The sequence below is a fragment of the Kribbella sp. NPDC023972 genome (genome assembly GCF_040639075.1).
GTDB lineage: Bacteria > Actinomycetota > Actinomycetes > Propionibacteriales > Kribbellaceae > Kribbella.
The window spans coordinates 1-25,705 of record NZ_JBEZZH010000014.1 but is presented as its reverse complement, the minus strand read 5'-3'; the positions used below and the strand labels follow the sequence as shown (position 1 = coordinate 25,705).

Sequence of the window (25,705 nt, the reverse complement as noted above, 5' to 3'; positions counted from 1 at the left end):
TCGAACGGCCGGTGGTGGAACTGGTCGCCGCTAGGGTCTGCTGGGTGAGCGAGCAGACCTTGGCCGGCGGCCGGTATGTCCTGAGTCAGCCGCCCATCGGCGTCGGTGGGATGGGTACGGTCTGGAAGGCGTTCGACACCGTCCTGCACCGCGAGGTGGCGGTGAAGGAGCTGCGGATCCCCGAGGGCCTGAATCCGGCCGAACGCGACAAGCTGCGGTCCCGGGCGATGCGCGAAGCGCGGGCCGCCGCGGGCTTGGATCATCCGGGCATCGTCACGATCCACGACGTCGTGGACGAAGGCGGCCGGCCGTGGATCGTGATGCGGCTGCTCCCCGGCAAATCGCTCGACCAGACGGTCGCAACCGATGGGCCGCTGAGCCCGCGGCGCGCTGCCGAGCTCGGTGTGCGGTTGCTCGAGGCGTTGACCACCGCTCACGCCAACGGCGTACTGCATCGAGACGTGAAGCCGCAGAACGTGATGCTCGGCGCCGACGACCGCTGGATGCTGACCGACTTCGGCATCGCCTCGGTCGCCGGTGCGACCCGCACACTCACCGGAACCGGCATGGTGACCGGCACGCTCGGCTACATCGCACCGGAGCGGCTGTCCGGCGCCGAGCCCGGCGCGGCGGCCGATCTGTGGGCGCTCGGTGCGACCTTGTACTTCGCCGTCGAAGGACGGCACGCGCACGACCACGACGACCTCCCGGCGATGATCGCGTCCGTCCTGACGCAGGACCCGACTCCGCCCAAGAATGCCGGTCCGCTCGCACGGGCGATCGCCGGCCTGATGGAGCGAGACCCTGCCCGGCGGCTGGATGCCGCTTCTGCCAAGAAGCAGTTGCTCGCCATCGCCGGCGGCTATCCCACCTTCGAGAGTCCGACGATCCAGCTCAACGACGCGGACAAGCCGACCGAGAAGTTCGGTGGGGGCACCAAGGTGCTGCGGGACGGAAACACCCGGCTCGACTCCGGTGGGCTCAGCTCCATCGGAGGCCATCGCGTGTTGCGTGCGCTCGCCTGGCTGCAGGTGGCGCTGAACGGGGCGATCGGAGCTCTGCTGGCACTCATCATCTACGGGCTGACCGACGGGATGCCGGTCTGGATCGCCGGCGCCCTGGTCGTAGCGATTGGGCTTGGTGGTGGGCTCGGCGCAGTGCTGGCGCCTCGCCTGGCCCGGTGGATCGGCCTACCCATGGCTCTGATCGCGAGCGCGCTGCTGATGGGCGAGTCTCTCGTCGGCGCGGGCGTGCTGGGAGGGCCGGACACTCCGATCCCTGCTGTTGTTCTCGCCGGGGTCGCTGTGGTGGCGTTCGCCAGTTGGCATCGACTGTCCCGCTCGCTGCGGCAGCGGATCGTGCCGTCGGCGATGCTCGGCCGGGTCACGACGACCTATCGGATCACGGGTTTCGCCGCGATCCTGCTCGGCGGTGCTGTCGCGGGCACCTACTTCTGGTTCATCGGGCGGGCCGTATGAACCTGAACCCCCTCACCTTGCCGATGGCCGAGGCCGCCCGGGAGACGAACTACGTCGTTACGCTCCTCGTCAGCGCCGGCGTCGTCGTGATCCTGGCCGCCCTGCTGGCCATTCCCGCGATCCGAACTGCGTCGGGCGCGGGGTCGAGCGGACGGCCGAAGCGCTGGGCGTCGGTGGCCACGGCGTTGGCCGCACTGGTCCTCCCGGTCTTCGTCGGCGGCCAGGCCACCGCGCACGCCATCGACCGCCTGGACGACTTCACGTCCGCGCCGGACATCTGTACGTCGGATGCCTTGTCGCAGGACCGGATCGCGGTGTTCATCACGAGTCCTCCCGATCCGGACGCGTACTCCGCCTCCAGCTACGCCCGCTGTGATTGGGAGCGCAGCGGTGACGACGACGGCGAGGCTGCTCAGCTCGAGATCTACGTCAGCAGGTACGACGACTCCCGCGCCGCCGGCCGTAGCGTCCAGCGGGACAAGGATCGGGCCGAACGCGACGGGAAGACCGTCGTCGCTGTGCAACTCGGCGACGAAGGGATCCGTCGTTGGTACGACGGCACGATCGACTCCGAGGACACTTCCGGCGTCGCCCTCAAGATCCGGATCGACAACGTTGTACTGGAGGCGAAGTTCGATCAGGCGGAATCTCTCGGCACGCCCGACTCGGACAAGCTGGAGACGCTCGCGACCGAGCTGGTACGTGAGATCGAAAGCCGCAAGCCTCGCCGGTGAACGCGGTTCGAAAGCGTCTCGTGGTGCGCGTCGTCGTACGGTCGATGGCCGAGTTCTGCGCCGTACTCGGCACTCTGCTGGCCGTCGTCGTCGTTTGCCTAGAAGGTGTTTCGGCGGCGTAGGGACGTGGGGCGGCCGTCTGGGTCGTAGAGGTGATTGGCCAGCCAGGGTGCCCAGAGGGACTGGAAGCGGGTGACGGGCTCGGGGTGGTGGGGGCGGACGCGCCCTGGGGGTCGTGGCCCGGGGCAACCAGTTGCGTACCACTTGTCCAGGGTGGCGGCCGTCTGCTGCCACTGGTCGAAGCCGGTGATCGGGTCGAGGTCCGGGTCGTCGGTGCACAGATGCTCGGACCACAGCTCTCTTCGCAGCGACCGGGCCAGCTCGGGGGAGTCGACCGCGCAGGTCAGTTCGCTGTCGCTGGTCCAGGATCTGCGGTTGAAGTTGTCCGAGCCGCAGGTCATCCACTGGTCGTCGACGATGCAGACCTTCGCGTGCACATAGATCGGTACGCCGTCCTCGTTCTCCAGGTTGAAGACCGCCACCCGATCCGACTCCAGCAACCGCAGCGCCTCCCTCTGCGCGTATCTGGCCGGCGGCCCGGTGATCCGCCCGTCCTGGTCCGGATATCGCGGCACGACCGCGATCACTCGCAACTCAGGCGCGCGCTCCAACGCCTCCCGGATTTCGCGCGTCACCGCCGCCGACCAGAGGTACTGGTCCTCCACGTAGATGAGCTCGCGTGCCCGTGCGAATGCCTTCAGATAGCCGCGTGCCACACTGTGCTCCCCGCGCGGCGCGAACGGGTACCCCGGATGCTTGTACGCGTAGGTCCGCAGCACCTGCACCGCATGCGGCCCGGCCGGCGGTGGATCCGGGAACGCTTCCGGCAACTCCTCCGGATGCCGCGGCATCCGGGCCCACCGCTGAATCACCATCCGGTACGGCGTCCGCCGGTCGAGCGGATGCGGATCGTCCCAGCGTTCGACGAAGCAGCGCAGCAGATCACCGACCGCGGGCCCGCGGACTTCGAGCATCACGTCATGCCAGGGCGCGCGGTCGCCGTACCGTGGGTCCATCGGCGCCGGCTGCGGATCGCCCAGATGCCGTTCGTCATCGCGGCGCCCGTGACACAGGTCGATCCCGCCGACGAACGCGACATCGGCTTCCGGATCATCCCGATGCCGGATCACGAACAACTTCTGATGATGCGACGCCAACCGCCGTACCCGCTGATCGAGCAACGCCTCCCCACCCGCCTCGTTCAACTCCGTCCCGAGCCGCTGATTCTCCTGCGAACTGAAGTTCAGATGGTCCGAATGCGACCGCCACACCAGTGCCCGGACCTCCACCCCGGCGCGCGCGAGCTCACAGAGCACCGATCCGATGCTCGGCCCATCCTCGACCAGAGCCTCATCCGGATCCCCGCGCCAGTCGGTGAAATACACGCGATCCCCGGGCCGCAGGGCGCGCAGCTCGTCGTACAAGCGGCGAAAGTAGGTAGCCCCATGCACCAACGGCGTGACCAGATTCCTCTCGATCCAAGCCCCATCGGCGTCGATATCGGTCGCGGGATTCCCCCGCTCCGCCGCGCTCAGAAACCACTCGTGTCTCACCACCTCCCAGTGCCCAACTCCCACTCCCACGACCGCGAGAGCACTCCGCCAGGTGAGGGCGATGGCATCCGGCCAGACGCGAGAGTGCCCAGCCAAGGTGCGGTTGGCTGGGCACTCCGGTCGTCACCGCGCTTGCCAGGCGCGGCTTTCGACGTAGTGGTTGTCGTAGAGGTCGCTGGTCTTGGCGAGTTCGGCGGGGGCGGTGGTGCCTTGGTAGACGGACTCGAGGAGGCGGTAGTAGTCGAAGCGGGGCTTGGCGTGGGTGAGGACGAAGAGGACCTCGGTGTCCTCGTCGCCGGCGGCCTCGAAGGCGTGTGGGGTGTTCGGCGGTACGACGAGGAAGTCACCTTGCGTCAGCGTGATCACGTCGTCGCCGGTCAGGACCCGGAGGGAGCCGGTCAGGACGAAGAAGAGCTCGGCGGCTTCCTTGTGCAGGTGCGGGGGAGCGCCTTCCTTGCCGGGCTTGAAGATGGAGCGGTGGCTGGTGAGGTGGCCGTCGGTGTCGGGGACGTCGGCGAAGAGGGTGACACCGCTGGCGGACAGCACCTCCGCGTCGGCGGCGCGGACGAGGACGGGCTTGGTGGTGTTCATGATGGATTCTCCTTTTGGGGGTTGAGGTTTCAGAGCGCGTCGACCAGGACTGGCGTACGACGCCGGCCGGACAGGGCCAGTCCGGCGGTGAGGATGACGCCGGCCGCGGCGAGCAGTACGGCGACCCGGAGGCCGTGAGTGGTGGCGGTGCGGAGGGCATCGCCGGTGAGTCCCTCGACACCCCGGTTGGCGATCGCGACCAGTACGGCGAGGCCGACCGCGTTGCCGATTTGCTGGCCGGTCGACGCGATCCCGGAGCCGATGCCCTGGTACTCGGCCGCGACTCCGGTGGACGCGGCGGCGTACATGGTGGTGAACGCGCTGCCCTGGCCGAGTCCGAGGATCAGCAGCGCCGGCACGAGTACGGCGTACGACGCGGTCGTGGAGACGATCAGCCCGAGTAAAGCGGTCCCGGTACCGGCGAGCGCAAGGCTGACCGCGAGCGTGAGCTGCAGGCCGAACCGGGTCGCCAGCCGTCCGCCCAGGTTGGCACCGATGAAGATCGCGACCGTGGGCACGAGGTAGGCGAGGCCGGTCTGAAGGGCGCTGTAACCGTGGACGTCCTGGAAGTAGACGGTCTCGAAGTACAGCAGCGGCCCGAGCGTCGCGGCGAACATCGTGATCACGACGACACCGGTGCGGAGGTTCCGCAGCGCCAGCAACCTCAGCGGCAGCAGCGGATCCGGCGATCGCAGTTCGATCATGACGAAGGCCCCGAGGAGTACGGCACCGGCCACAGCCGCGGCGAGACTGCCGCCCTTCCACCCGGTGGCAGGACCTTGGACCAACGCGAACACGATCGAGGTGATCCCGGCAGTCGCGGTGAGCGCCCCCGGTACGTCGAACCGCCGGCCGGTCCGCAGCGACGAGTCGACCGGGAGAAGCAGCAGCGCGGCGACAACACCAACCGCGGCGAGAGGCACGTTGACGAAGAACACGGCCGGCCAGCCGAAGGACTGCGCCAGTACGCCGCCGAGCAGAGAACCGAGCGCCATCCCGCTACCACCGGCGGCACCCCAGATCGAGAACGCCCGGTTGCGTTCGCGGCCCTCGGCGAACAGGGTGCCGATCAGCGAGAGTACGGCGGGCGCCAGAACCGCACCGCCGAAACCTTGAATCGCACGGGCCGCGACGAGCAGGCCCGGATCCGTGGCGAGACCGCCGGCCAGTGACGATACGCCGTACAGGAAGAGGCCGAGGGTGAACATCCGGCGGCGGCCGAGCAGGTCGGACATCCGGCCGCCGAGCAGCAGGAAGCCGCCGAACGCAACGGCATACCCGCTGATCACCCACTGCAGGTTGTGCGCGGCGAAGCCGAGCTCGCGGCCGATGTCCGGTACGGCGACGAACACGATGGTGTAGTCGATCGCGATGATCAGCTGTGCGAACGCGAGGAGCGCCAGCACCAACGGCTTATTTTGGATATTCAACATCCAGAATCAACTCCGGCGGAAACGATGGAAAGAGGCAACGGAAAAGGGTCAGGACTTGAGGTTGGCGAACCAGCGGCGGGTGTTGTCGGGAGCGCTGGGTGACTGCGCCTCGACCCGGGCGACGATGTCGGCGATCGTCTGCCCGGCGAGCTCGCGCCGGTAGGTGAGCTCCGCGGCTCGCATCGCCTGGGAGACCAGGCAGATCTCGCGGTAGTCGGCGCGCGGGTCGGCGCCCGGGCCGGCCTTCAGGATCTGGGCGCACCGGAACGCCTCGTCGGCGCCGTCGATCGCGATCACGATGTCGAGCAGGGTGATGTTGCGCGGATCCCGGGCGAGCTGGAAACCGCCCTTCGGCCCGGAGGCCGAGGACAGGATGCCGGCCCGGGTGAGTGCCTGGAGCTGCTTGTTCAGGTACGCGCTGGGAAGGTCGTAGAAGGCGGCGAGTCGTTTGGCGGTCACCGCCTCGCCGGGCAGCCAGCTGAGGTTCACGCAGCTGTGCATCGCCCACTCGACGCCTTCGTTCATCTTCATGGTTCTGGATATTAGATGTCCTCAATAGCCGAAGTCAAGAGGCCCGGCGCCGCGACGCCGGGCCTCCCGAGGAGCTGGGCCGCCGGAAGGGCCGCCCGAGAAGCTGGACGGCCGGAAGACGGATCCGGGAAGTGCGTCAGCTGCCGACGCGGCCACCGTCCTTGCGCCACACGCAGGCGATCGCCGGACGCGGGTACCTGGTCGTGTGAGGCCAGGTCGAGGTCGGCTTCTCGAAGGTCGCGTCGTCGGTCTCGCCCGGGTGCTGGACGGCGACGAACGCGGTCTTGTCGTCCTCGGACACCAGCGGGCCGCAGGCCTCGGCGCCGAACGGCACGGACAGGAACTGCTTGACCTGGCCGCGGTTCGGGCCGGCCACCGGGACGGTGAAGATCCCGTCGTTGGAGCCGAGCACGTTGCCGTCGGTGGAGATCCACAGGTTGCCGGAGCCGTCGAAGGCGACGTTGTCCGGGCAGGAGATCGGGCTCACCTTGGTCTTGTCGAAGCCGCCGAAGTACGTCTCCTGCGCGGCCGGGTCACCGCAGACCAGGAACAGGGTCCAGAAGAAGCCGGTCTTGGCCGCGTCGTCGCCCTCCTCGCTCAACTCCAGGACGTACCCGTTCCGGTTGCCGGACTGCTCCACCAGCGGGCCGCCGAGGGTCGCGCGGGTGTGCGACTTCGCCAGCGGGTTGGCCTCGTCGACCGGGAAGGTGCCGCCGCGGTTCGAGTTGTTCGTCAGCGCGGCGTAGATCCGGCCGTTCACCGGGTTGCGCTCGATGTCCTCCGGCCGGTCCATCCGGGTCGCGCCGACCTTGTCCGCGGCGGACCGGACGTTGATCAGCACCTCCGCGACGCTCATGCCGTCGATGAACGACTTCTTGTCCGAGGTCAGCGGGATCCACTGGCCGGTGCCGTCGAACAGGCCGTCCGCGGTGCCGTCACCGGTGAACTTGGCGACGTACAGCGTGCCCTCGTCGAGCAGGCCGAAGTTCTTCTTCCGGTTGTCCTGGTCGTACTTGCCGGCCGAGACGAACTTGTAGATGTACTCGCCGCGCTCGTCGTCGCCCAGGTACGCCGCGATCCGCCCGTCGGCCGTGATCGTGATGGTCGCGCCCTCGTGCTTCATCCGGCCGAGCATGGTGCGCTTCTTCGGCGTCGACGTCGGGTCGTACGGGTCGACCTCGACGATCCAGCCGGCCCGGAACGCCTCGGTCGGCGTCTTGGCCAGGTCCCACCGCGGGTCGACGGTGCTCCACTGCCGGGCGGACTTGGTCACCGTGGTCGGTACGCCGTACCGCTTGTAGCTGGCCACGTACTCGGCCGGGATCGAGCCGGTGACGTCGAAGTACCCGTTGAAGTTCTCCTCGCCGGACAGGATGGTGCCCCACGGGGTGACGCCGCCGGCGCAGTTGCCGAAGGTGCCGTAGGCAACCTTTCCGACCCGGGGGTCGGCGGCGGCCGGGCCGGTGACCTCGAACTTGGTGGTGGCGGTGATCCGGCGGTTGTACTTCGAGCCCTGCTTGTCCCGGCGCCACTGGCCGGTGCGGCCGACCCGCTCGATCTGGACCACGGTCATGCCGTGCGCCGCGAGGCCGATCTTCGCGATCGTCTTCTGGTCGTACTTGCCGGCCGGGAACATCAGGTTCTCGTCGGTGTACTCGTGGTTGCAGACGAGCAGCGCCTTCCGGTCGTCGCGGAGCGGCACGATCATCGTGTAGTCGTTGTTGTAGCCGAACTGCTTGGCCTGCGCCTCCGGCGTCTGCTGGTAGGCGTCGAACTTCGGCGCGCCGGACTCGACCGGGTCGCCCCAGCCGATGATGACGGCCTGCTCGTAGCCGCGCGGGATGACGATGTCGTCCTTGCGGTTCGGCGGTACGACGCCGTGCGTCAGCGCATCGGGCGTGCCGAAACCGGGGAACGCGCCGTTGCCGTAGTCGCCCCCGGCCGGCTGGTCGGCGGCCGCGGGCAGGTTGGCCGCGAGGGACGCGACCCCGGCGGCCGCGACACCGGCGGCGCCGACCTTGAGGACGTGGCGGCGGGAGAACGCCGACCGCATCACGGTCTGGATGTGCTCGTTGCCGGAGGTGTTGGGCTCCGGGTGGTCACACTGGTTGGCGCACTTGAGCTCGCAGGTGCGGAAGCTTCGGGACCCGTGGCGGGTGCCGATCTGGCTGATCAGCGGCAGGAACTTGGTCACGCCCGGGACCCTAGGGAGGCCAGGCGGTGACGAAGTGAAGGTCAGGTGAACGTCTCAAGGCTTAGGTTGCCCTCAGTAGCAAGGAGAGATCGAACAGTCACACTGCGGAGGCGGTCACCGCGGTCCGCTCGAGCGACTGGATCCGGCGCCGCTGCATCATCGTGTCCCAGGTGAAGATCGCCAGCGCCAGCCACACCAGGCCGAATCCGGCCCACCGCATCGGCGACATCACCTCGTGGAACAGCAGCACCGCGAGTGCGAACTGCATGCTCGGGGTGATGTAGTTCAGCAGGCCGAGGGTCGTCATCGACACCCGGGTCGAGGCGGCGCCGAACAGCATCAGCGGGATCGAGGTGATCGGCCCGGCCAGCATCACCACGATCAGGTAGCCGGCGCCGTGGTCCGCGACCGTCGACTGCCCCTGCCCTCCCAGGACGGCGATCGCCGCCAGCGCGACGGGCGCGACCGCGGCGGTCTCGATCGCCATCCCCTCGATCGCCCCGGCCCCGGCCTGCTTCTTCGCCAGCCCGTACAGGCCGAACGAGAAGGTCAGGATCATCGCGACCCACGGCGGCCGCCCGTTCTCGATGGTCAGCCCGATCACGGCCACGAAGGCAATCGCGAGCGCGGTCCACTGCATGCTCCGTAGGCGCTCCTTGAGCACCAGGACGCCGAGCAGCACGGTGAACAGCGGGGTGATGAAGTAGCCGAGCGAGGTCTCCACCACCCGGTGGTTGTGCACGCCCCAGATGTAGGTGCCCCAGTTCACCGAGATCAGCGCCGCCGCGGCGATCAGCGGCCATCGCCGGCGCGGCTCCCGCAGGAGCGCCTTCACGGCACCGAACTTCCGCAGTACGACGACCAGCAGCGAGATCGTCACCATCGACCAGACGACGCGGTGGGCGAGCACCTCGATCGGGCCGGAGCTGTCCAGGAGTTTCCAGTAGAGCGGGAACAGACCCCAGATCAGATAGGCGGCCAGGCCGTAGACGAACCCTCTCCGCAGCTCTGGCACGTGCTACAGCCTAAGCCCGAGGACAGTGGCATCCAATGTTTTTGCTCATGACGTGAGACGGCCTGGCGTGATGCGGTTGGATAGAGGGTGACAACGAGGAGGCACGCGTGGGTGTGAGGACCGGTCTGGTCTCGGTGACGTTCCGCCAATTGCCGGCCGACGAGGTGGTGGAGGTCGCGGCCAAGGCGGGACTGGCGGCGATCGAATGGGGTGGCGACATCCACGTGCCGCTCGGGAAGCTGAGCACCGCCAAGCGGGTGAAGGCCCTGTGTGACGACCGGGGGGTGGCGATCGCGGCGTACGGCTCCTACCTGCGGGCCGGCAGTGTCGATCGCGAGGAGATGCGCTCGGCCGTCGCCACGGCCGAGGCGTTGGGTGCGCCCCGGATCCGCGTCTGGGCAGGCAACGTCGGTACGGCGGATGCCGGGGTGGGGGACCGGATGGCGGTGACCCGCGGCCTGGCCGAGCTCGCCGACGTGGCGGCCGGTTCCGGGATCGAGATCGCGATGGAGTTCCACCGCAACACGCTGACCGACGAGGTCGACTCGACCATCACGTTGCTGCTCGACGTCGGCGCGCCCAACCTGACGACGTACTGGCAGCCGCCGGTCGATCTCAGCGACGCCGAGTGCCTCGCCCAGCTCGAGGCCCTGATGCCGTGGCTGACCACGGTCCACGTCTTCTCCTGGTGGCCGTCCAACACCCGGCTCCCACTGACCGGCCGCGAGTCCTTGTGGCGCCCGGTCCTGAGCCGCCTCGCCGCCGAGGACCGCGAGATCAACGCCCTGCTCGAGTTCGTCGCCGACGACTCCCCGGACCGCCTCAACAAGGACGCCGCGGCCCTCCACTCCTGGATCTGATCTAAGGCCGAGGGCGGCTTGCTGGTCCACCGGGTGGGACCAGTTGGGCGCACCGGATGGTTGCCTGGGCTTTGTCAGAAAGTTTCGCCGAGGGGTGGTCAAGGGGCGGATTGTGCCGTAATGCTGGGCCGGACAGGTTCCTTCACCGCCCCGGAGGTGTCCGATGTCCCGACTCTTGAGCAGGCCGTTGCCGAGGATCCTGGCGATCCTGATGTTGTTCGCGGCGATGCTGGCCGCGACGGTCACGACCCAAGTGGTGATCGCGACCAAGGCCCATGCGGATGGTTGCTACACCTGGGGTCGCACGTTGTCGCAGGGGATGAGTGGCGAGGACGTGCGGCAACTGCAGATCCGGGTGGCAGGCTGGCCCGGGTACGGCGGTCATCTGGCGGCCGATGGTGCTTTCGGGCCGGCCACGAAGGCGGCCGTGCAGCGCTTCCAGACGGCGTACGGGCTGGGCTCCGACGGGATCGCCGGGTCGGCCACGTTCAGCAAGATCTACCAGTTGCAGGACGACGACTGTACGCCGATCCACTTCACCTACGCCGAGCTGGACGACGGCTGCGGTGGGTCCGGGTACGACGGCGGGCCGCTGTCCGAGGCGGCGACGAAGGCCAACGCGTTGCAGACCATGTGGCAGCTGGAGGCCTTGCGGCACGCGCTGGGTGACCAGCCGCTGAACGTCACCAGCGGCTTCCGCAGCATCGCGTGCAACAACGCGGTCGGCGGCGCGAGCAACAGCCAGCACCTGTACGGCCGGTCCGCCGACCTGGTCGGTGTCCACTCGCTGTGCACGCTGGCCAAGCAGGCCCGCTACCACGGCTTCGGCGGCATCTTCGGCCCCGGCTACCCAGGCCACAACGACCACACCCACGTAGATATCAGAACGTCCAACGTCTGGGACGCCCCCACCTGCGGCATCTAGCCCGGCTGATGCTGGGAGGGTTTCTGTCCCGATTCGGGGAAAACCCTCCCAGGATCAAGCAGAAAACCTCCCAGGTAGCAGGTCCAGCAGGGTGATGCCGGTGGTGCGGTCGAGGTGGTGTGCGGTCAGGCCGGCCGTCCGGGGCGCCAGGACGTCCAACTCGAGGTTGTCGCCGATCATGATTGTGTCGTCCGGCTCGGCGCCAAGTGCCTGACAGGTCCTCAGGTACGCCGCCGGGTCGGGCTTGCTGACGCCGAGGAGCTCCGACGTGCAGACGACGTCCACCAGTGCCGACAGTCCGATCGTCTCCAGTTTGGCGTTCTGCTGCGTGTTGCTGCCGTTCGTCAGCACACCGATCCGCCAACCGTTGCTCCTGGCAATGTCCAGCGCGGGCCGGGCGTCCGGAAACGCGACCCAGCTGGCCCGGTAGTGCTTCAGGTACCCCGCGAAGATCGCGTCGAGCTCGTCGTCACCATCAGGTACCGGGTGGTCGATCAACGGCAGGAAGTCACGCAACCGCTCGCGGCGCTGGCCCTGGTGGCTCGTGTCGCCGTTCAGCCAGCGGTCGAACCGGTGCTTCTCGATCACGAACCACTCCGCGACCAGCTCGTCGGACGACGTACCGCCGAGTTCCGGGACCCAGCCGTGGATCGCGTTCGTCGCGGACGTGGTGTGGTCGAACAGAGTGTCGTCCAGGTCGAAGATGACAGCCTTCATGCGCGGACCAGGGAGTCGCGGTTGAGTTCGCGGTGGTTCGCGTACCCCGAAAGTGCCAGGGTCAGATCGAGCTCGGCCAGGAAGCACCGCAGCACGTGGTCGACGCCCGCCTGCCCGGCCAGTGCAAGCCCGTACAGCAACGGACGGCCGAGCAGCACCGCCTTCGCGCCGAGCGCGAGCGCCTTCGCCGCGTCCGCGCCGGTGCGCACGCCCGAGTCGAACAGCACGGTCAGCTGTTCGCTGACCGCCTCGGCGATCGCGGGCAAGGCGTCCAGTGAGGCGATCGCGCCGTCCACCTGGCGGCCGCCGTGGTTCGACACCACGAGGCCGTCGACGCCGTGCTCGGCCGCGAGCTTGGCGTCGTCGACCGCGGTGATTCCTTTCAGCACGATCGGGCCGTCCCAGTTCTCGCGCAGGAACGACAGCTCGTCCCAGCTCAGCCCGACGTTCGGGAACATCTGCGCCCAGTGCATCACGGCCGAGGCCGGATCCTCCTCGACCGGCTTCACCAGCTTGGCCTGGAAGGCCGGGTCGCTGAAGTAGTTCGCCAGCCCCTCACCCTTGAGGAACGGGAGGAACCCGCGATCCAGGTCGGCCGGTCGCCAGCCGAGCGTTCCGGTGTCCAGGGTGACGACGAGAACGCCGTACCCGCTGGCCTTCGCGCGCTGGAGGAAGCTCAGGCAGACGTCGCGATCCGTCGGCCAGTAGAGCTGGAACCACTTGCTGCCTGCCTCGATCTGCTCGAACGCGTGACTCGCCTGGGTCGAGTGCATGTAGGTCAGCCCGAGGGCGTCGGCGGCCCGCGCGGTCGCCAGTTCGCCGTCCGGGTGGGCCAGCGTCTGGACGCCGAGCGGCGCGATCAGGACCGGCGCCGGCATCGGCGTACCGAGGATGGTGCAGGACAGGTCGCGCTCGGTGCTGCCCTCAGCATCCGCGGCACCAGCCGCCAGCGGTCGAACGCGACCAGGTTCGCTCGTGCCGTCGCACCGCTGCCGGCGCTCGGCACGATGTACCCCATCGCCTCGGCCGACAACTTGCCGGCTGCTTGGGACTCCAGCCGGGCCAGATCGGTCGTGATCTCCGGCCTGGTGCCCTGCAGCATGCCCTGGAGGTAGATGCCGAGCTGGTGGTCTCCGAAGTTGCCCATGGCGGATCCTTGCACGGTGGCGAACCGCCAGGCCATCACAACCGGGCCGTCGCGGCGTTGTGCGCGCTCAGCGCCCGCGGTGGACCGCGGATTGTGATGGCCTGGCGGTCCGATGTCAGAATCAGCCGTGAAAAGTTCGGTGACTCCTGACAGCGGTACGACGTCCCGGCACGTCGGGCTGGCGTTGTTCGCGCTGGCGACCGGCGGGTTCGCGATCGGGACCACCGAGTTCGTCACCATGGGGCTGTTACCGCAGATCGCCGACGGGGTGAACATCTCGATCCCGACCGCCGGTCACGTCATCTCGGCGTACGCGCTCGGCGTGGTGGTGGGCGCGCCGGTGATCGCGGCGCTGGGTGCGCGGACCGGGCGGAAGCGGCTGTTGCTCGGGCTGATGGCGGTCTTCGTCCTCGGCAACGTGCTGTCCGCGGTCGCCTCCAGCTACGAGTTCCTGATGGCCGCGCGGTTTCTGACCGGCGTACCGCACGGGGCGTTCTTCGGGATCGGCGCGGTGGTCGGCGCTTCGATGGTGCCGGTCAACCGGCGGGCCTGGGCGGTCTCGATGAGCATGGTCGGCCTGCCGGTGTCGAACATCATCGGCGTCCCGCTGACGACGCTGATGGGGCAGGAACTCGGCTGGCAGGCGCCGTTCCTGGCGGTCGGCGGACTCGGGCTGCTGACGCTGGTGGCGGTCTGGTTCTGGGTCACACCGCAGCCGGTCGGCAGTGACGTCAACGTCCGCAGTGAGCTGAGCGCGCTGTCCCGGCCGCAGGTGTGGATGGCGCTGCTGGTCGGGATGGTCGGCTTCGGCGGCATGTTCGCGACGTACACCTACATCACCCCGACGATGACGGAACTGGCCGGTTTCTCCGAGGCCGCGGTCACCATCGTGCTGGCCGTGTACGGCGTGGGCATGACCTGTGGCACCGTCGTCGGCGGTCGCCTGGCCGACCGGTCCCTGATGGGCAGCCTGTACGGCGGCCTGATCGCGATCGCCGTCGTACTCGGAACGTTCGGCTGGCTGGCGCAGACCCGGCCGACGGCGTTCGTCGCGGTGTTCGCAATGGGGTTCTCCGCGAGCATCCTGGTCCCGGCGCTGCAGACCCGGCTGATGGACGTCGCGCACGAAGGGCAGTCGCTGGCCGCCTCGCTCAACCACTCGACGCTGAACATCGCGAACGCACTCGGCGCCTGGCTCGGCAGCGTCGTACTGGCCGCCGGCTACGGCTACGAGTGGCCCAGCCGAGTCGGCGCCGCACTCGCTGTCGCCGGCCTGGCCCTCGCCCTCATCTCCGGTCTCATGGATCGACGGGGGACTCGCCTGACAACCTGATCACCGCCGACTTGGTTAGATCGGGGTATGGCGACCTTGACGTTGGGCGCGGCGGACGAGGTACGGCGGCGTGGGCTGCGGCAGATGCGGTCCGTGGCGTTGTCGTTGCTCGTGCTCGCGGCGGTGATCTATCTGGCCACGCTGCACCGCGACGGCGGCTGGGGATATGTGAACGCGGCGGCGGAGGCCGCGATGGTGGGTGCGCTGGCGGACTGGTTCGCGGTGACCGCGTTGTTCCGCCGGCCGCTCGGGCTGCCGATCCCGCACACCGCGATCGTGCCGACCCGCAAGGACAGCCTGGCCGAGAGCCTGGAGCAGTTCGTCACCGAGAACTTCCTGTCCGAGCAGGTGGTGGCGGAGAAGATGCGCACCGCCGAGGTCAGCCGCCGGGCGGGGGAGTGGCTTGCCTCCGGCAACCATGCGGAGCGGATCGTGGCCGAGGGCGCGCGGACGATCGGCGCCGCGTTGCCGAAGCTCGGCGACGAGGACGTGACCGCGTTCGTGCAGGGCTCGCTGCTGCCGCGGTTCGTGAGGGAGCCGCTGAGCCCGATCGCCGGCCACTTCCTGCAGTCGGTGGTCGACGACGGTGCCCACCACGCGCTGTTCGACCTGCTCATGGTCGAGGCGCATGACTGGCTGCGCGACAACCGGGAGCTGCTGACCGAGGTCGTCGGTCCGCGGGCGCCGCGCTGGTCACCGCAGTGGGTCGACCGGCTGGTGATCGACCGGATCCACCGTGAAGCGCTGGCCTGGCTGGCCGACGTACGCGACGACCAGGCGCATGCGGCCCGCAGGGCGATCGACCGGCTGCTCAGTCAGCTAGCCGACGACCTGCAGAACGATCCCGAGGTGATGGACCGGTTCGAGGCGTTCAAGGCCCGGATGCTGACACATCCCGACATGGGGGCCAGCCTGACCGCGGTGTGGGACGCCGTACGGACCGCGCTGATCGACTCGATCGCCGACCCGGCCAGCAACTTGCGGGTCCGGGCGACCAAGGCCCTGCAGGACCTGGGGAAACGGCTCCAGGACGACGAGGCGATGCGGTCGAAGGTGGACGCCCGCGCCGCCGAGGCCGTCGGGTACGTCATCCGCACCTACGGCAGCGAGATCGTCTCGGTCATCTCCGACACCATCGAACGCTGGGACGGCCGCGAAGCCGCCGACCGGATCGAACTCCACGTGGGCCGCGACCTCCAGTTCATCCGCATCAACGGCACCGTCGTCGGCGCCCTGGTCGGCATCATCATCCACACGGTGAGCGAGCTGCTGTGACTCCTCCGCAGGTTGCGTTCAGGACCACCCGGTCGTCCACCCCGACAAGTTAGCCCGCTGGGGTCAGTTGACGGTCCAGGTGTCGGAGCCGGTGACGAGGGACTGCAGGTCGCCGGTGCCCTGGGCTTCCTGGGCGGTGGTGATCTGCTGGCGGACCAGGTCGTCGTACGCCGGGCGGTCGACCGAGCGGAAGATGCCGATCGGGGCCTGGTGCAGGACGCCGGCGTCGGTCAGCCGGGACAGGGCGAACGCGTACGCCGGGTCGTCGGTGTGGGCGTCATGGACGACCAGGTCGGCCTCCCCGCCGGGCAGGTCCGCGACCTCGCGAACCGCCAGCGAGGCGAAGCCGTCGCGGACCACCCCGAGCCGGCCGTCCTTGCCGAAGCGGATCGGCTCGCCGTGCACCAGCGGGATGATCGCGTCGTCGCGGGTCTCCGGGTCCTTGAACGCCTCGAACGCGTTGTCGTTGAAGATCGGGCAGTTCTGGTAGATCTCCACGAACGCCGTGCCGCGGTGCTCGGCCGCCTCGCGCAGCACCGAGGTCAGGTGCTTGCGGTCGGAGTCCACCGTCCGGGCCACGAACGTCGCCTCCGCGCCGAGCGCCAGTGAGACCGGGTTGAACGGGTTGTCCACCGAGCCCATCGGCGTCGACTTGGTCACCTTGCCCGGCTCCGAGGTCGGCGAGTACTGACCCTTGGTCAGGCCGTAGATCCGGTTGTTGAACAGCAGGATCTTCATGTTCACGTTGCGGCGCAGCGTGTGGATCAGGTGGTTGCCGCCGATCGACAGCGCGTCGCCGTCACCGGTCACCACCCAGACGCTCAGGTCCGGCCGGGACACGGCCAGACCGGTCGCGATGGCCGGCGCGCGCCCGTGGATCGAGTGCATCCCGTACGTCGACAGGTAGTACGGGAACCGCGACGAGCAGCCGATCCCGGACACCATCGCCACGTTCTCCCGCTTGATCCCGAGCTCCGGCAGGAACCCCTGGAAAGCGGCCAGTACGGCGTAGTCCCCGCAACCCGGGCACCAGCGGACCTCCTGGTCCGACACGTACTCCTTGCGGTTCTGCGGCTCGGTCGCCGCGGGTACGCCGCGCAGACCGTTCGGCAGACTCGGCATTCCGAGCTCGACCGTGCTCATCGTGCACCTTCCTCGGTCAGTACTTCGCCGTGCTTCAGACTGGCCGCGGCCTCGCCCAGGTGGCGGGCATCGTCGTCGATCCCCTCGGTCTCCTCGACCAGGTTGCCGATCACCTCGGCCAGCTCGGCCGCGCCCAGCGGCATGCCGCGGACTTGGGCGTACGACACCACGTCGACCAGGTACTTGGCCCGCAGCAGCATCGCCAGCTGGCCCAGGTTCATCTCTGGGACGAGGACCTTCTCGTAGCTCCGCAGGATGTCGCCGAGGTTCGGCGGGAACGGGTTGAGATGCCGCAGGTGCGCCTGCGCGACCTTGCCGCCGACCTTGCGGACCCGGCGGACACCGGCGCCGATCGGGCCGTACGTCGATCCCCAGCCCAGCACCAGCACCTTCGCCGCACCGTCCGGGTCGTCGACCCCGATCGGCTCGATGGAGCGGGCGATACCGTCCACCTTCGCCTGCCGGGTGCGAATCATCAGGTCGTGGTTGGCCGGGTCGTAGGAGATGTTGCCGGTCTTGTCCTCCTTCTCCAGACCGCCGATCCGGTGGTCCAGTCCCGCCGTACCCGGGATCGCCCAGGCGCGGGCCAGGGTCTCCGGGTCCCGCAGGTAGGGGAGGTACGCCGGCTTGCCGTCGGCGCCGGTCGCGTTCGGCTCGACGGTGAAGTTCGGGTCGATCGTCGGCAACTCCTCGATCGCCGGGATCTGCCACGGCTCGGAGCCGTTGGCCAGGTAGCCGTCGGACAGCACGATCACCGGCGTCCGGTAGGTGACCGCGATCCGGGTCGCCTCGATCGCGATCGCGAAGCAGTCCGCGGGGGACTGGGCCGCGAGCACCGGCAGCGGGGCCTCGCCGTTGCGGCCGAACATCACCTGCAACAGGTCGGCCTGCTCGGTCTTGGTCGGCATACCCGTCGAGGGCCCGGCCCGTTGGATGTCGCAGACCACCAGCGGCAGCTCGAGCATCACGCCGAGGCCGATCGTCTCGGACTTCAGGCTGATCCCCGGACCGGACGAGGTGGTCACGCCGAGCGAACCGCCGAAGGAGGCGCCGAGCGCGGCGCCGACACCGGCGATCTCGTCCTCGGCCTGGATCGTGGTGACGTTGAACCGCTTGAGCTTGGACAGCTCGTGCAGCACGTCGGACGCCGGGGTGATCGGGTACGCGCCGAGGACCAGCGGCAGGCCGGCCCGCTGGGCGCCCGCCACCAGGCCGTACGCCAGCGCCAGGTTGCCGGAGATGTTCCGGTAGGTGCCGCTGGGCATGCTGGCCGGTTTCACCTCGTACCGGACCGAGAACTCCTCGGCCGTCTCGCCGAAGTTGTAGCCGGCCCGGAACGCCGCGATGTTGGCATCGCGGATGTCCGGCTTGGACGCGAACTTGGACTCCAGGAACGTGATCGTCGACTCGACCGGCCGCTGGAACAGCCAGGACACCAGGCCGAGGGCGTACATGTTCTTCGCCCGGGACGCGTCCTTGCGGGACAGCCCGAACTCCTTGACCGACTCCACCGTCATGCCGGTCAGGTTCAGCGGCACGACGTGGTACGCCTCGAGCTCACCGGTCTCCAGCGGGTTCTCGTCGTACCCGATCCGCTTCAGGTTGCGGGGGGTGAAGTCGGCGGTGTCGACGATCAGGGTGGCGCCGCGCGGGACGTCGCCCAGGTTCGCCTTGAGTGCGGCCGGGTTCATCGCGATCAGCACGTCGGGCGCATCACCCGGCGTCAGGATGTCGTGGTCGGCGAAGTGGAGCTGGAACGACGACACGCCCGGCAAGGTTCCGGCTGGTGCCCGGATCTCTGCTGGGAAGTTGGGCAACGTCGACAGGTCATTGCCGAACGAAGCCGTCTCCGCTGTGAACCGGTCCCCCGTGAGCTGCATCCCGTCGCCGGAGTCGCCGGCGAAGCGGATCACCACGCGGTCGAGCTGCTTGACCTCGATGGTCACTGTTCTGTTCATCTCCAAGTCGAAGCTTGGGTCGGCCGGCCGCTTCGTGGACGACAGGTCGATCCCCCCAGTCAGGGCGATAACCCCAATATTAGTTCGCCCTTAGGACAGAATCATGCGGAAGCCCCGGTGGTCCACAGCCTGGGACTCGGTGTTAGGGGCCTGGGTTTTCCGCTAGGTCGAAATCTGCTGGTGTCACACTGCGCAGCCGATCGCTTGCGATCCGGAGTGAGAACCGGCAGGGTGGCGTTTTCAAGTCGTGATCCACGCGGTTGGAGTTCCCCATGCGCCGTCGCCCTCTTCGTCTTCTGGCCGGGCTGCTGGCCCTCGCCCTGACCGGATGCGCCGCTCCGGCGGCCCCGGCGGACAGTGCGCTGAGTCTCGGCAGTACGGCGGCAGCGGCACTGCCGGCGGCGGCACCGGCGTCGATCACGGCATCCACGTCAACGGCGAAGATCCTCAGCATCCGGACCACCGACGCGACCAAGGGCGTGATCACTGTGATCGGCACGCTGTCGCCGGCGCCGAAGGCGGGCACCCGGATCCCGCTGCACCAGTGGATCCCCTCCGCACGCCGCTGGCAGGAGATCGCCCACGGGTACTCGACCGGCACCAGCGTCACGATCAAGACCGTCCAGCCCGGATCGGTCCGGACCTACCGCATCGCGCTCGGGCCGCAGGCGCCGTACGCGGCCGCCATCTCGCCGATGATCAGCTTCAAGCACTACGTCTGGCGCGGGATGTTCAAGAACGGGCTGCTCGCGACCGGCGGGAAGGGTACGCCGCGGTTCACCGTCGTACCGCCGCAGGAAGGGCCGCGGCGGGCGGAGGCCGACCTGATGGCGGACAAGGGCGGGTACGTCTTCGGCGACGTCGACTCGACCGGCTGCAGCTATGTACGGAACTGGCTGGGCAACCTCACCGACGGGGCCGTGCGTACTTCGCTGCACAACGGGACGACCGTGATGACGTCGGTGCTGCAGAAGCAGGAGACCGAGACCTGGCTCAACTACAAGATCCTCGGCGTGACGCGACTGCGGTTGCAGGCCGCGGACGTGCAGTCCGGCTACGGCCCGAACGTCGCGGTCGACTCGATCATGCTGTGTACGAACTAAGCTTCTGGCTGTGTCGGAGAGCTATGGCGTCATCGCGGCGGTCGTCGTACTGGGCCTTGCCGGACTGCTCGGCGCGTTCGCGCTGAACAAGGCGCTCACCGTCACCTATCCGACCGAGGGCAAGCTCAAGACGTACGAGTCCGGTGTCGACCCGGTCGGCGAGGGCTGGGCGCAGGTCCACATCCGGTACTACCTGTTCGCCTACCTCTACGTGATCTTCGCCGTCGACGCGATCTACCTCTTCCCCTGGGCCACCATCTTCGCCACCCTCGGCTTCGCCACCCTGGTCGAGATGTTCATCTTCCTGGCCTTCGTCGCCGTCGGCCTCCTCTACGCCTACCGCAAGGGCGTCCTCCGCTGGACCTGAGGCGGACCGCCAGGCCATCACAATCGAGGCGATCAGCCCCGTGACCGGTCGGGCTGCCCGGCCGGGAGCAATTGTGATGGCGTGGGCGTCCGGGCCTACGCCCGCGCCAGGGCTGCCGCGATGGCCCAGTCTTGGGGGCCGATGCCGACGGACTTGAAGACTGTGCGGCCGGCGGGGGTCGGCGGGTGTGAGAGGGCGGGGCCGAGTTCCAGCAGGTCGTCGGTGCTGAGGGCGCCGGAGGTGACGGCGTCGGTGATCTCGCCGGATTCCTCCAACGCGGCTTCGCGCTGGTCGACCATGACGGTGGAGGCGGTGGCGAGGAGGTTGCGGGGGAGTTCGCGCATGGTGGGGCGGAAGGCGCCGATGGCGTTGACGTGGACGCGGTCCGGGAGCGCATCCGCCTCGAACAGTGGGGTGGACGACGAGGTCGCGCAGCAGACGATGTCGGCATCGGCGATCGCTTCGTCGATCGACGTACTGGCGGTGAACTTCACGTCGGGGAACTCGTCGGCCAGGCTCTTGATCAGCGCCGCGGCTCGATCGGCGGAGCGCCCGGTGACGGTCACTGCGGCGACCCGTCGTACGGCGAGAACGGCGCGGACCTGGTCGGGGGCCTGAGCGCCCGTCCCGATCAGCGTGAGCCGGGTGGCATCGGCCGGTGCGAGCAGATCGGTGGCGACGCCGACGACGGCTCCGGTCCGTAGGGCGGTGATCGAGGTGCCATCCGCGACGAGTTGGTCACCGCTGCCAGTCCAGACCACCGTCGCCCGGATGGCCGGCACCTGGTCGAGCGCGATGCCGATCGTCTTCACCACCGCGGTGCCGGTCGGCGAGTGGTACGCCGACATCACCAGGACCCTCCCGTCCCCGAAGATCTGCCGGGCCGGCAACACGAAGTTTCCCGCGGCCAGCTCCCGGAACGCGTCCCGTACGGCGTCGATCGCAGTACTCATCGGCACAGCACGACGGACATCCTCAGCCGAAAGAACGCTCACCGACCCGAGGCTACTCTGGGACCTGCCGACGAGCGGGAGCATCAGACAACGTCGACGGCCGCACGGCGTGCGTGGTCGGGATCGTCGGCTCTGGCCATGTGACTGTCTGTAGTTGCCAACTGAGCGGCGAAAAGTCGCCCGGTCACCCTATGTGATTGCATTGGGCAACAAAAGCCACCATCATCGGCCCAGCTTTAACGGAATGCGTACACCCGGTCGCCAATTGCTGCTATCACAGCTATGGTGATTACTCGGGGGAATGAAGTAACCACAGGGTGGTGAGGTTATGTCGTGGCAACTCTGGTTGCTGATCGGGCTGATCGCGGCGGGGGTCGTGATACAGGCCGTGACCAGGATGCGGCACGCGCAGCACGTATTTGCTGATATTACTCGGACAGAGAGTACTCGACCCGATCCTTCCGGTGACGAACTGTCCATAGCTCGGGCGCAAGCCATGGCCAAGGCGCGCCGTGTCGAACCGGAAACCGGCCGCCGTTGGGTCCACGGCTGACCCCAAAGACCCAAGGCACCTGGGCCCCACACCCGGGTTCCGCCCACACCGATCGCTCACGTTCGGCGGCCACGCGCACAGCGCCGAACGTGAGCGACGGTGAACCACTCCCAGCCGGCGGGCCGGTTAGCCCAACAAGGCGAGCGGGGCCAGGAAGCGTGCGGGTCAGTCCAGTAAGCGGGCCGGTCAGTCCAGTAGGCCGTCGCGGCGGGCGACTGCGGCTGCTTCCGTGCGGGAGCGGACGCCGAGTTTCGCCAAGATGTTGGAGACGTGGACGCTGACCGTCTTCTCGCTGATGTAGAGCTCCCGTGCCAACTGCCGATTGGTCCGCCCCTCGGCCAGCAGTGCGAGCACCTCGGTCTCCCGGGACGTCAGGCTGCTCGCCCCGCCCCCGGACTCCACTCCACCGACCTCGTCGAGCAGCGGCTTCGAGGCCAACTGCCGCCCGACCTCGGTCGCCAGCGCCGCCTGCTCGTTCGCCTCCGCGACCCGGCCGGCCGCCCGCAGCGCGGCTGACAACCGCACCCGCGACCACGCCTGCTCGAAGACGTAGCCATACCCGAACGCGTCCACCGTCCGCTCCCACACGGCCACATGCTCCTCCGGTGTCGGCGGGTCGATCCCGGCCAGCCACCGCAGCCGCTCCCACTCGGCCTCCAGCCGAGCCAGCCACGCCAGGCCCTCGACACCCATCAACCGGCCGGGCGGCAGGCCCTTCTCAGCGGTCGCATGCCCGGCTGCGAGCAACTCCGCGCCCTTGGCTACCAGCTCCTTGGCCGCGGTCGGCTCACCCACAGCCCGATGGCACAGCACCTGTAGCCCGAGCGTCGAGAACCGGATCCGCGCCATGAACCACTCGCTCTGGAATACATCGGCACACAGCGTGGACACGTCGGCGATCAGCTTCTCCGCCTCGGTGGGCTGGTCCAGCTGCAGGTAGGCGTCCACGGCCGGCTGCAGACCGATGATCGGCAGCATCACGTCGAGGTCCCACCACTTGCGCAGCCGCTCCAGCTCCTCCGCGACCGAGGTGTCACCGCGCCCACTCCGGACGGCGAACTCCACCGCCCGCAGCGCCGCGGCGGAAGCGTTCGGCGTCATCGAGTCGGTCCGGGCGGTCGCCGCCGCCTCGTCCCACTCGCCCATGACGAACTGGGTCAGCCCGAGCAGCCGCCGCGCGTCGAACCCGTACACGGCCCACTGCCGGCCGAGCTCGGCTGCTCGCCGCATCGCGATCGCCAGCGCCGCCTTCGCGCTCTGCAGGTCGCCCTGCTCGTAGTGCGTCGAGCCGAGCAGGAACCGGCTCCGCACCTCCGCCGCGGCGTCTCCGGCCAACTGAGCCCGTACGGCGGCCTCCTCCAGTTGCCGCACCGCGCCCATCGGGTCACCGGCCCGGCGCCGGAGCACGGCCAGGGTGATCCCGGCGTCGCCCATTGCGGACTCCTGGCCCGCCTCGCGGGCGATCTCCAGCGCCCGCAGGGCCCAGCGCTCGGCCTCCATCGGCCGGCCCATCGCATCCGAGACCCGGGCATACAGCGACGCGACGTGTGCCTTGAACACGCTGGCCGGCTCGTCGTTGACCAGCTTGAGCGCCTGTGAAATCGCCTCGCTCGCCTCCTGATCCTGGTCGATGATCAGTGCGATCTCGGCCAGTGGCAGCAGCAGCTCAGCCCGCTGCGTCCTCGGCGCGTCCGCGGGCAGCTCGGCCAGCGCCTTGCGCAGGATCTTCAGCGCCCTCAGGTGCTGTGAGGACAGCGTCGCGGCGGTCGCGGTCTGCACGATCAGCCAGACCTTGTCGATGCTGCTCTCGGGCGCCCGGTTCGGGAACAGCTCGAGGGCCAGCTCGTAGTGCTTCAGCGCCTCCTGCGGCGCGGCGACCGAGATGGCCTCCTCACCGGCCCGGACCCGCGCTTCGAAGGCTTCGGCCAGGTTGTGCGACCGGGTGGCGTGCCCGGCCAGCTCAGCCGCCGTACCCGCGACGGTCTGGTCCTTCAGCGCCTGCACGTACGCCGCGTGCTGCCGAACCCGCTCGCCCGGCAGCAGGTCGTCGTACACCGCCTCGGCCAGCAGCGCGTGCCGGAAGTAGTAGCGGTCGTTGGCCGGTACGTCGATGATGTGCGCGTCGATCAGCTCCCGCAGAGCCACGTCGAGCTCCCGCTCGGGCAGGCCGGCGACGGCACTCAGCAGGTCATGCGGCACCCGGCGGCCGGCCACGGCGATCACCCGGGCCACCTGGCGGGCGTCATCGGACAGCGGATCGAGCCGGACCAGCAGCAGGTCGGCCAGATCGGGCGGTACGGCGTCGCCGTCGCCCATCGACGCGGCGGCGACCAGCTCCTCGGTGAAGAACGCGTTGCCACCGGCCCGCTCGAGGATGCGTCGTACCTCGGACTCCGGGAGCGGCTCGGTGAGCAGGGAGTTCAGCAGGGCGCGGGACTCGTCCGCGTCGAGCGGAAGCAGGTTGACCCGGCGGACCCGGGGGTTGCGGGACCACTCGGTGATCGGGCGGCGCAACGGGTGCCGCCGGTGCAGGTCGTCGCTGCGGTAGGAGACCACCAGGGCCAGCCGCTGCGAGGTGAGCCGGGTGATCAGGAAACCGATCAGGTCCCGGGTCGAGTCGTCGGCCCAGTGCGCGTCCTCGATGATCACCAGCAGCGGCTCGCTGGTGGACAGCGCGGTGAACGCACCCAGGACGGCGTCGAACAGGGCGGCCCGGTCCAGCTGGCCCTCCTGCGGCACCGGCTGGGCGCCGATCAGGCGGTGGGTGGGCAGCAGGCGGCCGATCGCCGGGAAGTTGGTCAGCACGCTCTCGACCAGGTCAGGCCGGTCACCGGCCAGCCGGCCGAAGATCTCGGAGAACGGCAGGTACGGCAGGCCTGCGTCGCCGAAGTCGGTGCAGTGCCCGACCAGGACGCCGAAACCACGCTCGTGCGCACCCGTGGCCACCTCGTCCAGCAGCCGGGTCTTGCCGACGCCGGCATCACCGGACATGAGAACGGCGCCGGCGCGACGCGTCTTGGCGTCGTCGACGGCGCTGAGCAGGGCGGCCATCTCGGTAGAGCGGCCGACGAGAGGTGTCGAAGTCCAGGGCACGTCGTCCATCTTCGCCCCTGGAGCCGACACAAATCGACGGCATCCCTTCCGCTGGTCGCCAGTGGCAACGAAAACGCCGTCCCTGACCGGTGCTATCGGGTCAGGGACGGCGGTCCCGTCGGTGCTGGGGCCTCCCGGCCCAAGCCGCATGACCGCGCCGGTGCCAGAGGCGCGGCCAGCCAACTCCGTCATGCTGCGGTGGTGGGTCGAAGGGCCCGGCGCGCGTGCCGCGGTTCAGGCTGCGAAGCCCGCTCCGCGCGCTGCCGGCGGGTCGAGCGCCCGAAGTCGCGGGTGATCCGCTCCTTCCGGTAGGCGGTCTCCGCCTTCAGTGATTCCGGTGTGGTGAACAACATGGTGTGCCTCCCTTCAGGCTTTCCGGCCGAACAGGTGGGCGAGGTGCCGGCGGGTCCCGGAGCTGGTCCGGTGCTGCCGGAAGTCGCGGCTGAGGCGCTCCCTGCGGTAGTCGACCTCTGCCTTGAGCGAGTCGTTCGTGAACATGTGGTGTTCCTCCTGGAGTGTTCTCGGCTCCCTGCCGATGCCTCAAATCTGCTCGTCTGAGGTAGCTCCGCACATCGGAACTCCTCCCTATCCCTGGGCCTTAGGGGGTCCTAGGGAGGCCGGGTACGGCGTACCTGGCGCCTAGGTACTCCGAAAACGAGGCGGCGCGGGCGGGGGGGGGGGGGGCGGGC

General features: G+C 68.9%; 23 protein-coding genes. 8 read left to right on the top strand and 15 right to left on the bottom strand.

What is annotated here, in order from left to right; genetic code table 11:
- Positions 1–44 precede the first annotated feature (44 nt).
- Positions 45–1,478, top strand: coding sequence for a serine/threonine-protein kinase (locus AB0F43_RS35355; RefSeq protein WP_360487264.1), 1,434 nt, complete (start codon positions 45–47; stop codon positions 1,476–1,478).
- The gene (locus AB0F43_RS35350; protein WP_360487261.1) at positions 1,475–2,212 is read left to right on the top strand and encodes a hypothetical protein; all 738 of its coding nucleotides are present in this window, start codon (positions 1,475–1,477) and stop codon (positions 2,210–2,212) included. Before AB0F43_RS35355 ends, AB0F43_RS35350 begins: the two co-directional genes overlap by 4 nt.
- A gap of 98 nt (positions 2,213–2,310) precedes the next feature.
- On the opposite strand, the gene AB0F43_RS35345 is transcribed toward AB0F43_RS35350, so the two are convergent.
- The 6 genes from AB0F43_RS35345 to rarD form a co-directional block, all read right to left on the bottom strand.
- Positions 2,311–3,696 carry a phospholipase D family protein gene (locus AB0F43_RS35345; RefSeq protein WP_360487258.1) on the bottom strand — a complete coding sequence of 462 codons (1,386 nt, stop codon included), beginning with the start codon at positions 3,694–3,696 and terminating at the stop codon, positions 2,311–2,313.
- Positions 3,697–3,948: 252 nt separating this feature from the next.
- A complete protein-coding gene (locus tag AB0F43_RS35340; protein ID WP_360487255.1) occupies positions 3,949–4,416 on the bottom strand; it encodes a cupin domain-containing protein in 468 nt (155 codons plus the stop codon).
- Between the two features lie 29 nt (positions 4,417–4,445).
- On the bottom strand, positions 4,446–5,822 hold the full coding sequence (locus AB0F43_RS35335) for an MFS transporter (RefSeq protein ID WP_360487611.1): 1,377 nt from the start codon (positions 5,820–5,822) through the stop codon (positions 4,446–4,448).
- A 75-nt stretch (positions 5,823–5,897) separates the two neighbouring features.
- Positions 5,898–6,380 carry an Rrf2 family transcriptional regulator gene (locus AB0F43_RS35330; protein ID WP_360487252.1) on the bottom strand — a complete coding sequence of 161 codons (483 nt, stop codon included), beginning with the start codon at positions 6,378–6,380 and terminating at the stop codon, positions 5,898–5,900.
- 136 nt (positions 6,381–6,516) lie between these two features.
- On the bottom strand, positions 6,517–8,574 hold the full coding sequence (locus AB0F43_RS35325; RefSeq protein ID WP_360487250.1) for a PhoX family phosphatase: 2,058 nt from the start codon (positions 8,572–8,574) through the stop codon (positions 6,517–6,519).
- 97 nt (positions 8,575–8,671) lie between these two features.
- The gene (gene rarD, locus AB0F43_RS35320) at positions 8,672–9,589 is read right to left on the bottom strand and encodes an EamA family transporter RarD (protein WP_360487247.1); all 918 of its coding nucleotides are present in this window, start codon (positions 9,587–9,589) and stop codon (positions 8,672–8,674) included.
- Between the two features lie 107 nt (positions 9,590–9,696).
- On the opposite strand from rarD, the gene AB0F43_RS35315 reads away from it, so the two are divergent.
- Together AB0F43_RS35315 and AB0F43_RS35310 are read left to right on the top strand one after the other, a co-directional pair.
- Entirely contained in the window at positions 9,697–10,449 is a 753-nt protein-coding gene (locus AB0F43_RS35315) for a TIM barrel protein (protein ID WP_360487244.1), read from the top strand.
- 163 nt (positions 10,450–10,612) lie between these two features.
- On the top strand, positions 10,613–11,374 hold the full coding sequence (locus AB0F43_RS35310; RefSeq protein WP_360487241.1) for a D-Ala-D-Ala carboxypeptidase family metallohydrolase: 762 nt from the start codon (positions 10,613–10,615) through the stop codon (positions 11,372–11,374).
- Between the two features lie 54 nt (positions 11,375–11,428).
- Here the strand turns inward: AB0F43_RS35310 and AB0F43_RS35305 are convergent, their stop codons facing one another.
- Genes AB0F43_RS35305 through AB0F43_RS35295 form a run of 3 tightly spaced genes read right to left on the bottom strand, consistent with a single transcriptional unit; the run spans position 11,429 to position 13,238 of the window.
- Positions 11,429–12,091, bottom strand: coding sequence for an HAD family hydrolase (locus tag AB0F43_RS35305; RefSeq protein WP_360487238.1), 663 nt, complete (start codon positions 12,089–12,091; stop codon positions 11,429–11,431).
- Positions 12,088–12,969, bottom strand: coding sequence for an alpha-hydroxy-acid oxidizing protein (locus AB0F43_RS35300; protein WP_360487235.1), 882 nt, complete (start codon positions 12,967–12,969; stop codon positions 12,088–12,090). Before AB0F43_RS35300 ends, AB0F43_RS35305 begins: the two co-directional genes overlap by 4 nt.
- Positions 12,951–13,238: an alpha-hydroxy-acid oxidizing protein gene (locus tag AB0F43_RS35295; protein WP_360487232.1), complete on the bottom strand. Its 288-nt coding sequence runs from the start codon at positions 13,236–13,238 to the stop codon at positions 12,951–12,953. Before AB0F43_RS35295 ends, AB0F43_RS35300 begins: the two co-directional genes overlap by 19 nt.
- Positions 13,239–13,377: 139 nt before the next feature.
- Here AB0F43_RS35295 and AB0F43_RS35290 point away from each other — a divergent pair, with 139 nt between their 5' ends.
- Positions 13,378–14,571 (top strand): MFS transporter, encoded by a 1,194-nt coding sequence (locus tag AB0F43_RS35290; RefSeq protein ID WP_360487229.1) that lies wholly within the window; start codon positions 13,378–13,380, stop codon positions 14,569–14,571.
- Between the two features lie 27 nt (positions 14,572–14,598).
- Positions 14,599–15,846 (top strand): DUF445 domain-containing protein, encoded by a 1,248-nt coding sequence (locus AB0F43_RS35285; RefSeq protein WP_360487226.1) that lies wholly within the window; start codon positions 14,599–14,601, stop codon positions 15,844–15,846.
- A 63-nt stretch (positions 15,847–15,909) separates the two neighbouring features.
- Here the strand turns inward: AB0F43_RS35285 and AB0F43_RS35280 are convergent, their stop codons facing one another.
- Positions 15,910–16,989, bottom strand: coding sequence for a 2-oxoacid:ferredoxin oxidoreductase subunit beta (locus tag AB0F43_RS35280; RefSeq protein WP_360487223.1), 1,080 nt, complete (start codon positions 16,987–16,989; stop codon positions 15,910–15,912).
- Entirely contained in the window at positions 16,986–18,947 is a 1,962-nt protein-coding gene (locus AB0F43_RS35275; protein WP_360487220.1) for a 2-oxoacid:acceptor oxidoreductase subunit alpha, read from the bottom strand. The genes AB0F43_RS35280 and AB0F43_RS35275 overlap by 4 nt, the downstream gene beginning before the upstream one ends.
- A 272-nt stretch (positions 18,948–19,219) precedes the next feature.
- Here AB0F43_RS35275 and AB0F43_RS35270 point away from each other — a divergent pair, with 272 nt between their 5' ends.
- Together AB0F43_RS35270 and AB0F43_RS35265 are read left to right on the top strand one after the other, a co-directional pair.
- Positions 19,220–20,050 carry a hypothetical protein gene (locus tag AB0F43_RS35270; protein WP_360487217.1) on the top strand — a complete coding sequence of 277 codons (831 nt, stop codon included), beginning with the start codon at positions 19,220–19,222 and terminating at the stop codon, positions 20,048–20,050.
- A 10-nt stretch (positions 20,051–20,060) separates the two neighbouring features.
- Positions 20,061–20,417 (top strand): NADH-quinone oxidoreductase subunit A, encoded by a 357-nt coding sequence (locus AB0F43_RS35265; protein WP_360487214.1) that lies wholly within the window; start codon positions 20,061–20,063, stop codon positions 20,415–20,417.
- A gap of 95 nt (positions 20,418–20,512) precedes the next feature.
- On the opposite strand, the gene AB0F43_RS35260 is transcribed toward AB0F43_RS35265, so the two are convergent.
- The 4 genes from AB0F43_RS35260 to AB0F43_RS35245 all read right to left on the bottom strand — a co-directional run bounded on the left by AB0F43_RS35260 (position 20,513) and on the right by AB0F43_RS35245 (position 25,514).
- Complete coding sequence (locus AB0F43_RS35260) at positions 20,513–21,412, bottom strand: ornithine cyclodeaminase family protein (protein WP_360487211.1); 900 nt, start codon at positions 21,410–21,412, stop codon at positions 20,513–20,515.
- Positions 21,413–22,109: 697 nt separating this feature from the next.
- Complete coding sequence (locus AB0F43_RS35255; protein ID WP_360487208.1) at positions 22,110–25,025, bottom strand: AAA family ATPase; 2,916 nt, start codon at positions 25,023–25,025, stop codon at positions 22,110–22,112.
- A 179-nt stretch (positions 25,026–25,204) separates the two neighbouring features.
- The gene (locus AB0F43_RS35250) at positions 25,205–25,369 is read right to left on the bottom strand and encodes a hypothetical protein (protein ID WP_360487205.1); all 165 of its coding nucleotides are present in this window, start codon (positions 25,367–25,369) and stop codon (positions 25,205–25,207) included.
- Between the two features lie 13 nt (positions 25,370–25,382).
- The gene (locus tag AB0F43_RS35245) at positions 25,383–25,514 is read right to left on the bottom strand and encodes a hypothetical protein (RefSeq protein ID WP_360487202.1); all 132 of its coding nucleotides are present in this window, start codon (positions 25,512–25,514) and stop codon (positions 25,383–25,385) included.
- Between the last annotated feature and the right edge of the window lie 191 nt (positions 25,515–25,705).

Coding starts and splice junctions, on each gene's coding strand:
- AB0F43_RS35350 (WP_360487261.1), top strand. CDS start 1,475: ATGAACCTGAACCCCCTCACCTTGCCGATGGCCGAGGCCGCCCGGGAG.
- AB0F43_RS35340 (WP_360487255.1), bottom strand. CDS start 4,416: ATGAACACCACCAAGCCCGTCCTCGTCCGCGCCGCCGACGCGGAGGTG.
- AB0F43_RS35330 (WP_360487252.1), bottom strand. CDS start 6,380: ATGAAGATGAACGAAGGCGTCGAGTGGGCGATGCACAGCTGCGTGAAC.
- AB0F43_RS35310 (WP_360487241.1), top strand. CDS start 10,613: ATGTCCCGACTCTTGAGCAGGCCGTTGCCGAGGATCCTGGCGATCCTG.
- AB0F43_RS35305 (WP_360487238.1), bottom strand. CDS start 12,091: ATGAAGGCTGTCATCTTCGACCTGGACGACACTCTGTTCGACCACACC.
- AB0F43_RS35300 (WP_360487235.1), bottom strand. CDS start 12,969: ATGCCGGCGCCGGTCCTGATCGCGCCGCTCGGCGTCCAGACGCTGGCC.
- AB0F43_RS35295 (WP_360487232.1), bottom strand. CDS start 13,238: ATGGGCAACTTCGGAGACCACCAGCTCGGCATCTACCTCCAGGGCATG.
- AB0F43_RS35285 (WP_360487226.1), top strand. CDS start 14,599: ATGGCGACCTTGACGTTGGGCGCGGCGGACGAGGTACGGCGGCGTGGG.
- AB0F43_RS35280 (WP_360487223.1), bottom strand. CDS start 16,989: ATGAGCACGGTCGAGCTCGGAATGCCGAGTCTGCCGAACGGTCTGCGC.
- AB0F43_RS35275 (WP_360487220.1), bottom strand. CDS start 18,947: ATGAACAGAACAGTGACCATCGAGGTCAAGCAGCTCGACCGCGTGGTG.
- AB0F43_RS35270 (WP_360487217.1), top strand. CDS start 19,220: ATGCGCCGTCGCCCTCTTCGTCTTCTGGCCGGGCTGCTGGCCCTCGCC.
- AB0F43_RS35255 (WP_360487208.1), bottom strand. CDS start 25,025: ATGGACGACGTGCCCTGGACTTCGACACCTCTCGTCGGCCGCTCTACC.
- AB0F43_RS35250 (WP_360487205.1), bottom strand. CDS start 25,369: ATGTTGTTCACCACACCGGAATCACTGAAGGCGGAGACCGCCTACCGG.
- AB0F43_RS35245 (WP_360487202.1), bottom strand. CDS start 25,514: ATGTTCACGAACGACTCGCTCAAGGCAGAGGTCGACTACCGCAGGGAG.